At 38.4% G+C, this 7584-nt stretch carries 10 protein-coding genes; 5 read left to right on the forward strand and 5 right to left on the reverse strand.

Annotated features, from left to right (window positions below; translation table 11 throughout):
* The 4 genes from A7D23_RS08740 to A7D23_RS08755 all read left to right on the forward strand — a co-directional run bounded on the left by A7D23_RS08740 (position 1) and on the right by A7D23_RS08755 (position 3039).
* A complete protein-coding gene (locus tag A7D23_RS08740) occupies positions 1 to 270 on the forward strand; it encodes a cell division protein ZapA (protein WP_015044023.1) in 270 nt (89 codons plus the stop codon).
* A gap of 166 nt (positions 271 to 436) precedes the next feature.
* Positions 437 to 706, forward strand: a complete 270-nt coding sequence (locus A7D23_RS08745; protein WP_019226607.1) for an ACT domain-containing protein — start codon at positions 437 to 439, stop codon at positions 704 to 706.
* Positions 707 to 771: 65 nt separating this feature from the next.
* Complete coding sequence (locus A7D23_RS08750) at positions 772 to 2130, forward strand: PFL family protein (RefSeq protein WP_019226606.1); 1359 nt, start codon at positions 772 to 774, stop codon at positions 2128 to 2130.
* A 291-nt stretch (positions 2131 to 2421) separates the two neighbouring features.
* Positions 2422 to 3039 (forward strand): DUF2975 domain-containing protein, encoded by a 618-nt coding sequence (locus A7D23_RS08755; RefSeq protein WP_019226605.1) that lies wholly within the window; start codon positions 2422 to 2424, stop codon positions 3037 to 3039.
* Positions 3040 to 3204: 165 nt separating this feature from the next.
* Here the strand turns inward: A7D23_RS08755 and A7D23_RS08760 are convergent, their stop codons facing one another.
* From A7D23_RS08760 to A7D23_RS08770, 4 genes are all read right to left on the reverse strand, one after another.
* Positions 3205 to 3456 carry a hypothetical protein gene (locus A7D23_RS08760; protein WP_019226604.1) on the reverse strand — a complete coding sequence of 84 codons (252 nt, stop codon included), beginning with the start codon at positions 3454 to 3456 and terminating at the stop codon, positions 3205 to 3207.
* A gap of 100 nt (positions 3457 to 3556) precedes the next feature.
* Complete coding sequence (locus A7D23_RS08765) at positions 3557 to 4171, reverse strand: ADP-ribosyltransferase (protein ID WP_019226603.1); 615 nt, start codon at positions 4169 to 4171, stop codon at positions 3557 to 3559.
* Between the two features lie 46 nt (positions 4172 to 4217).
* Entirely contained in the window at positions 4218 to 4379 is a 162-nt protein-coding gene (locus tag A7D23_RS16040) for a hypothetical protein (protein ID WP_019226602.1), read from the reverse strand.
* A gap of 177 nt (positions 4380 to 4556) precedes the next feature.
* Positions 4557 to 5219 (reverse strand): DUF4145 domain-containing protein, encoded by a 663-nt coding sequence (locus tag A7D23_RS08770; protein WP_019226601.1) that lies wholly within the window; start codon positions 5217 to 5219, stop codon positions 4557 to 4559.
* 345 nt (positions 5220 to 5564) lie between these two features.
* Between A7D23_RS08770 and A7D23_RS08775 the strand changes: the two genes are divergently transcribed.
* The gene (locus A7D23_RS08775) at positions 5565 to 6422 is read left to right on the forward strand and encodes an IS110 family transposase (protein WP_051008292.1); all 858 of its coding nucleotides are present in this window, start codon (positions 5565 to 5567) and stop codon (positions 6420 to 6422) included.
* Positions 6423 to 6906: 484 nt separating this feature from the next.
* Here the strand turns inward: A7D23_RS08775 and A7D23_RS16045 are convergent.
* The coding region (locus A7D23_RS16045) for a hypothetical protein (protein WP_176714404.1) at positions 6907 to 7584 on the reverse strand (678 nt) is incomplete at its 5' end.

Consider the following 7584-nt stretch of genomic DNA (forward strand, 5'->3'; position numbering starts at 1 on the left):
GTGAAGACAGTGAATCCGGAAGAACAAAAAGTATCGGTTCTGATATTCGGAGAACTTCATGTTATTCGCGGCAAGGGATCTGAGGAATATATCAAGAAACTCGCCCATGATGTCGATAAAAGAATGGAAGAAATTGCGTTGAAATTCCCGAGGATACCAGCACATCAGGTAGCTATCCTGGCAGCACTCAATTTTGCAGATGAATTGGCAAAAATAAAAGAAGAACAGATGACGCTTCTTAACATGTTAGGAGAAAGCGGCGGCGAATAATTTTTTTTACATCTGACGGTGATTAAGAAATGGTCGATCCCGCTTATTATTCGGCCATTTCTTTATTATTTTTCGCAGGCGCCTAATATTTGAGAAGGACTGCGCTATTTTTGCTTTTGTTTATCAGGAAATGATAGAATAAAATGAAACAAACGGAGGTGTTACAATGAAAGGAATTGTCACTGTAATAGGAAAAGATAAAGTCGGGATCATCTATGGCGTTACCAAGATTCTGATGGAGAATAATGTAAACGTGGAGGATATCAGCCAGACGATTTTGCAGGATTATTTCACCATGATGATGCTGGTCAATCTTTCCAATATAAAATGCGATTTCAGTGTCCTGAAGGAAGAGCTCGATGCCTTCGGTAAAGAGATCGGATTGTCGGTGAAGATTCAAAGAGAAGAGATCTTTGACTACATGCACAATATTTAACTTACAGTTAACAAGGGTTGACAAGTTGCCAGCCAGAAACAGGGGAAGTCTTTTGGAGGTAAATAATGAGTCTCTATAAAAATATTTTTGAAACCACCCGCATGATCGAGAAAGAAAAACTGGATATCAGGACCATCACGATGGGCATTTCTTTGCTTGATTGCATTGACGCTTCAGGAGAAAAGGCCCGCCGGAGAATTTATGACAAAATTACCAGGTTGGCACAAAATCTTGTCAAAGTCGGCAATGAAATCGAAACTGAATATGGCATTCCCATTATCAATAAACGAATATCCGTTACGCCGATGGCTATCATCGCCTCCGGGAGTGAAGACGAAAGCTATGTCGAGTTTGCGAGAACGCTGGACAAAGCAGCCCGGGAGGTCGGCGTTAACTTTATCGGAGGCTTCTCCGCTCTGGTGCAGAAAGGCTTTACAAAAGGTGACAGAATCTTAATCGAATCCATCCCTGAGGCTCTGAATGAAACAGAACGGGTATGTTCGTCTGTGAATGTGGCCAATTCCAAAGCCGGCATCAACATGGATGCAGTCAAGATGATGGGAAGAGTCATTAAAGATACAGCTTATTTGACCAGGGACAGGGATTCTCTGGGTTGTGCGAAGCTGGTGGTGTTTGCGAATGCCGTCGATGACAATCCGTTTATGGCAGGCGCCTTCCACGGGGTTGGTGAACCTGAAGTTGTGATCAATGTCGGGGTAAGCGGTCCCGGCGTCGTTAAATGTGCCATGGAGAAGGTTAAGGGAGAACCCTTGCATGTCGTAGCCGAGAATATTAAGAAGACTGCCTTTAAAATTACCCGGGCCGGCCAGCTGGTTGGCAACGAAGTATCCAGAAGACTGGATGTACCGTTCGGCATTTTGGATTTGTCCCTGGCCCCAACACCGGAAATCGGAGACAGTGTGGCCAGGATTCTTGAAGAAATGGGCTTGGAAGCCTGTGGAACCCATGGCACGACTGCAGCGCTGGCCATGTTGAATGACGCTGTTAAAAAAGGCGGCATCATGGCCTCCTCCTCCGTAGGAGGACTAAGCGGAGCGTTTATTCCGGTCAGCGAAGATGAAGGGATGATCAATGCGGTCAAGTGCGGCGCACTGACCTTTGACAAGCTCGAGGCGATGACCAGTGTCTGCTCCGTAGGACTGGATATGATTGCGATACCCGGAGATACCAAGGAATCGACGATCTCGGCCATGATTGCAGACGAAGCCGCCATCGGCGTCATCAATCATAAAACCACCGCAGTCCGCGTGATTCCGGTTCATGGCAAAGGGGTCGGCGATACTGCCGAGTTCGGCGGCTTACTGGGCTATGCACCGATCATGGCGGTCAATCCATACAGCGCGGAAGAGTTCATTAACCGGGGCGGCAGAATTCCGGCACCGATTCACAGTTTCAGGAATTAACTGTTTCATTGGTAGTTGTATAATAATCTTAAAATCCCGTGTTCCAGTCATTCACCTCTTTTCCCACCGGATTGACAGGTCATTCGAATCTTGTCTGTACAGTCAGTAAATGTGCTTGTCCGGAGATTACAAAACAAAATGCCAGTCCGCAAAAACGAAATTGCTTTTGTTTTACGGACAGGCATTTTTATATGTGGTTATCATGATTGTCATGTCAATCTCATAAAAAGAGATTAAATTATTGTCTTTTGAATATAATGTAATATAATGGTAATAAAAGGGAGGTATTCTATGCGACAAGATAACATTATATATTTGAAAGAAAGAACGAGAACTATCAATAATATCTTATCAATTATCTTTATTATTGGGATAATATTACTTTTTGCAACATTGATTGTTTGTTTTATTTTATTCTTTACTCCAGAACAAGGATTTACTGTTGAAAAGGGAAATTTAGATTGGTTTATAGAATATAATCTAGCTAATGGTACCACCTTTGGTGTTTATATTCCTTTTAGCATTATACAATCTGTAGCTATTGAAAGATTTAATGCGAAATCAGCCTTTCTAACTTACTTAGTTTCAAGTTCAATTCTTAATATTATTATTCTATATGGGATAAAACAGGTAATAGACATTCTTAATACAATTTTGAAAAGCACAACCCCATTTAATACCAATAATGTCATAAGGCTGAAAAAAATAGTATTATCAATAATCATTTATTCGGTTGCGGCTGATCCAATAAAAAACTTTTTAGGTTGTGTTTTCGTAACAAAAATTTATTATTTTGATTTTTCAAATATTCATATAAGTGGAATCTTAATTGCAGTGCTTATCTCTATCATAGCTGACGTTTTTAAATATGGTATACTCCTTCAAGAGAAAGTAGATACAACATTCTAAAGTACACTAATCTTTTCTTATGACAAAGAACCGTAGGAATATAATTTATATTCCCACGGTTCTCTGTAAATAGAATTATATTAGACTGCATTGAATTGGTCAGTAAACGACATCGACCAAGTAAAACCAATTAAATAGGATCCTATTTGCACCCCTAATACAATTTTACCATAGATTAAAGGGTGGATTCTTTTCGAAGTAATCTGGTAAAGCCTCATCTGTTATCAAAATAAGATGAGTTCCACCATTGTTGGCAAAAGTTTCAAGGTTAGCGTTAGTACCCATATACAGAATATCGGATTCAAAGGTCTGCTTTCCAGTTTCTATGAGTTTCAAGGTTCGGATCGCAGATAGCCCATTGGCGGATTTATAGAGCTTTGGATTAAATGCATTTAATTTTTCCAGAAGTGTGGTCATGTAGATATCCAGCGGATATACCCCCCAAGTATAAAAGTCATATACTTTTCAAATTATACAGCTTATAATTTTCTTGTTTCGAATTGTATTAAGCTATTCATTAATATTGTTGTTGATCGACCAGTTTACATTCGTAAACCATTTGAAGTCTTCGGTTAATGGATTTTCTTATTAACATAAATTTTGTATTTGGCGGTAATAAGAATTCCTGTTCATTTAGCAAACTATCATTAAATTTTATAAATGCTCCTTTTGTACCTATTGGTAAAAATATCTTTAAAACACAATTATAGTGATGTTCTTTTGCAAAATCTTTTAGTAAATCTCGCACTAGAGTAGTGCTTAGAAATCCTTTTTCAACAAATGTTTTTCCCACCTTTGGTTTTGAAGAGTTAAATAATAATTTTAATAAATTCTTATGAGTGTATCTGTACACAATAATATTTTCTTTTAACTCAAATTTACATAATGCATTTGAAATAGTTTTTATATCTTCGGAATACTCTTTAGCCTCTTTATCGCTAAAGTCTTGATTTCCCCTAAGATAACGATTATAAACTATATTCATGTTACCGGAATATTCAAATAGAAGTTGAGATAGGTTTTTATCTGCTTTTAATTGCAAATTGTTAATCCATTCATGGAAATATTTCTTTGCCCAATCTTCAGCATCTTGAGAACTATGGAATTCTTTATACATTTCTTTACCAATCAAATTAATCTACCTCAATTATTTCGAATTAATTTATCCCACTAATCATTTATATTGATTTTGGTATTAATTTTTCTGCATATAGAGTGTCTAGATCATAATAATACACAATTAACCTAATAATACCTTGACGATCATTAATAAACAGTTGACCGTCATAATCTTTGTCTGCTATTCTCCATTTTTTCCCTCCATACTTAATTTCTTTCATGTTACCTCCCAGTAACTAAGACTTTTTTCTCCCTCCGCAGGACGCGGCGGTTCGTGCGCGCAATTTTATATAACGTTTAGGTGTTCCCGCCGCGTTCCAACTACATGCATCATCCTCTAAGTGACGGGAACACCGTGTTAGACGAAGTGCGTTGTTTAAACATTCAAAATCCACTATTCAATATACCCCTTTTTCTCTCAGGATACTTTCGACTTCAACACGATCATCATAAAAATCTTCCAAAATTCTTTGAGTATAATGATGTGACAGATCATATTCATCATAATCTACAATCCGCCATTCATCATGCAAGATGTTATTCCCTAATACTCTAATCTCTTCATGGGCCTTATTCTTTCTTGCAGAAGTAATAATTCCATCATCACAAACTTTATTTATCTTCTGTGCCAGATTACCTGAGGTATATCCATTTACTTTAAATGTCTTTTCTAAGCAAGAACGCAACAACGCAGTTGCTGCTCGATAAGCACCGATTGACGCACATTCCTCTGCCTCTGTAAATTCAGATTTTATGTCTTCAGGAACATTATTGGGGATGTTAGCTTTATCTACTGAATTTGGAAGAAACCATTCTAGATGACCGTTGTGTGATGTATTTCCCGAATCATGAACTTTAGCTAAGCCACCTCTTCCGCAATTTGCACATCGTAATAGTATGTAAAGAACTCTTGTATGCTCTATTCCATTGAAAGAAAGTTTTCCTTCAATAATTATTGAGCCAAATGATGAACCTGAACGAGTAGATTCAAAAGTTGTTATTACTCCATCACAATCCGGACAATTTGCCCTAACGTTATTTCCAGTTAATTCAGCTTTCATAATAGTCTTCCATCCTCCTAATATCTTTCATCAGTACTTCGTCTAACTGTCCTTATGCCGCCTTTTGGCGGCATCAATGATAATGAAAAGAGCCGATATCCTTATTTTACTTCAAATTACAACTATCTTCCATTATTTTCTACATTGGTGTATTAATAGTATATAGGCTGGACTGACGAGCGCGTGGGACGATTGGTAGAATCCAATCTTTTGCGTGGATAGACCCGTGCCTAACTCTGCGACGGCTGCCTTAGTGAATTTATGATTATGCTTAGAGCATGGAAACTACATTATTTTCTTTTCAGGCAGCCGTTTCCAGCCTATGGAGGAGATATTAACCGAAAGTTGTTCATTCTATCTGTACCGGTATTGATGTCCACAAAAACTATTGCTTGGCTTCAAGAGAACGACTGCCACGTTGTCGTTATGGAAAGCACCGGTAAGTACTGGATTCCTGTATTTAACCTGATGGAAGATTCTTTTTTTCTTACGTTGGCTAATCCCTCGTTTACTAAAACATTTCCAGGTAATAAAACCGACCGAAGGGATGCCAAGTGGCTGGCTGAACTTCATAGGCTCGGTCTGGTTCAACCAAGTTTCATCCCCCCAAAACATATCCGTGAGTTAAGAGAGCTAAGCCGTTATCGCCATAAGCTTATTCGCGACCGCTCTGCCGAGAAAAGCAGGATTCATAATATCCTTACTGTCTGTAATCTGATGTTGTCTTCCGTTGCTACTGATATTTTCGGCAAGTCAGGCATGAATATTATGCATGCTCTTCTTCGCTCTAAGTCCTTTGATGAGGATCTTCTCTCCAATCTTGTTATGGGCAAGCTCAGAGAGAAAATTCCTCAGCCTATTTGTGCCCTTAAAGGACATTTGACTTCAACGCAAGCGGCTAAGCTTTCCGTTGCTTTGGATAATCTTAAGAATTTCGACGATAAGATTGCCCAAATTGAGCGCTTGATCGAAGATAAGTCACATGATTTACAGCCTGCTATTCATTACTTTGCTCTCGTTTTGCTATTAGGAAAACTTCTGCGATTGCTATCCTTTCGGAGGTTGGAACCGATATGTCTGTTTTCCCTTCCGCTAATCATCTTTGTTTCTGGGCAGGCTTATGCCCTTAGAATAATGAAACAGGAGGCAAACGGCGTTCTGCTAAAACAAAAAAGGGAAATATGTATCTCAAAGCCGTTTTGACCCAATGTGTAAATAGCTTTTCAAGAAGCAAACGTTCTTCTCGTTTTGTCAGTAGGTATCCACTCTATTAAGCTGCGGAGGGGACATAATAAGGCGGTTATTGCTGTTTGCCGTTCAATGCTGGTTGCTATTTATTACATGCTCTCCAGAGATGAGTCTTTCAAGGAAGTATCCGAGTCTAAGGCTACCGAGAAGAAAAGCAGGCAAAATTCTATTCTGATCGTTCCTGATGATTTATTGATCCAAGAATTGATTAAACGTGGCTATAAGTTAGAGCCGGTAACTTAGCCGTTTTCCTATATTTGAAGGTGTTACTATGTTTATTTTTAGCATAGTTATTTTGTTATTGCCTTTTTTAGTTTTGATCATTATTTGGTACTATTTTTTCTTTTTTAAACTACGTCCCGAGTGTTTGCGACGCGCCCCAACCGCTTACATATTGGCTAAGTGTCGAAAATACTCTGTTGTAGTGCCTCACCCCAAATTAAGCATAAATAGCTATAGGAACTACCAACAAAACAGGTCCAGGAATTTGAGTAGTAAATTCACTTGGCGTTGATAATGTAGATGATAAAGTATTAAAAGCCTCAATAAATTGCATTAAATTATCCTCGGGTAAATAAGCAAGAGGCGTACCCCTCAATAAACTAACCGATTCGCCTATATCCTCAGGAATATATCTGACCACTTTACCAATGACCACAAATTGACCATCTATAATATCCGCTGGGCTTTGGTTTGAAAAATATTCAAGTTGAACTGGAATGACTGCCTTTATTTCAGGTTTTATAACTAAGTCCGAAACTAAATCTAAAGAGCCTGTTTGGGTAAGCATAGAGTAGAACTTTTTCATTTGAGTAAGAACTTCTTGTTCTGCTTTAGGTTTTTGTTTTCCCGGGGCAACTGTAAATAAAAGCGCAGCCTCCATCATTTGTATTAGCCCTTCCATGTTAGCAACCATAGGATTCTTTCTTAATATTCCCGAAAACTCAATAAAAGCACCCGGTAATAATGCTTCCATAGAAAATGCATTATCTAAAGAAACAAGTAATTTGCGTTCTATAAGGTTATCCCGCAATCTAGAGAAAAGTGAAGCTGGAGTAAATACCCTATCTTCTTGTACGTGTTTCTGCATAGATTGCGTATCTTTTTGATTGAGACC

The sequence above is a fragment of the Dehalobacter sp. TeCB1 genome, assembly GCF_001707455.1.
GTDB lineage: Bacteria > Bacillota > Desulfitobacteriia > Desulfitobacteriales > Syntrophobotulaceae > Dehalobacter > Dehalobacter restrictus.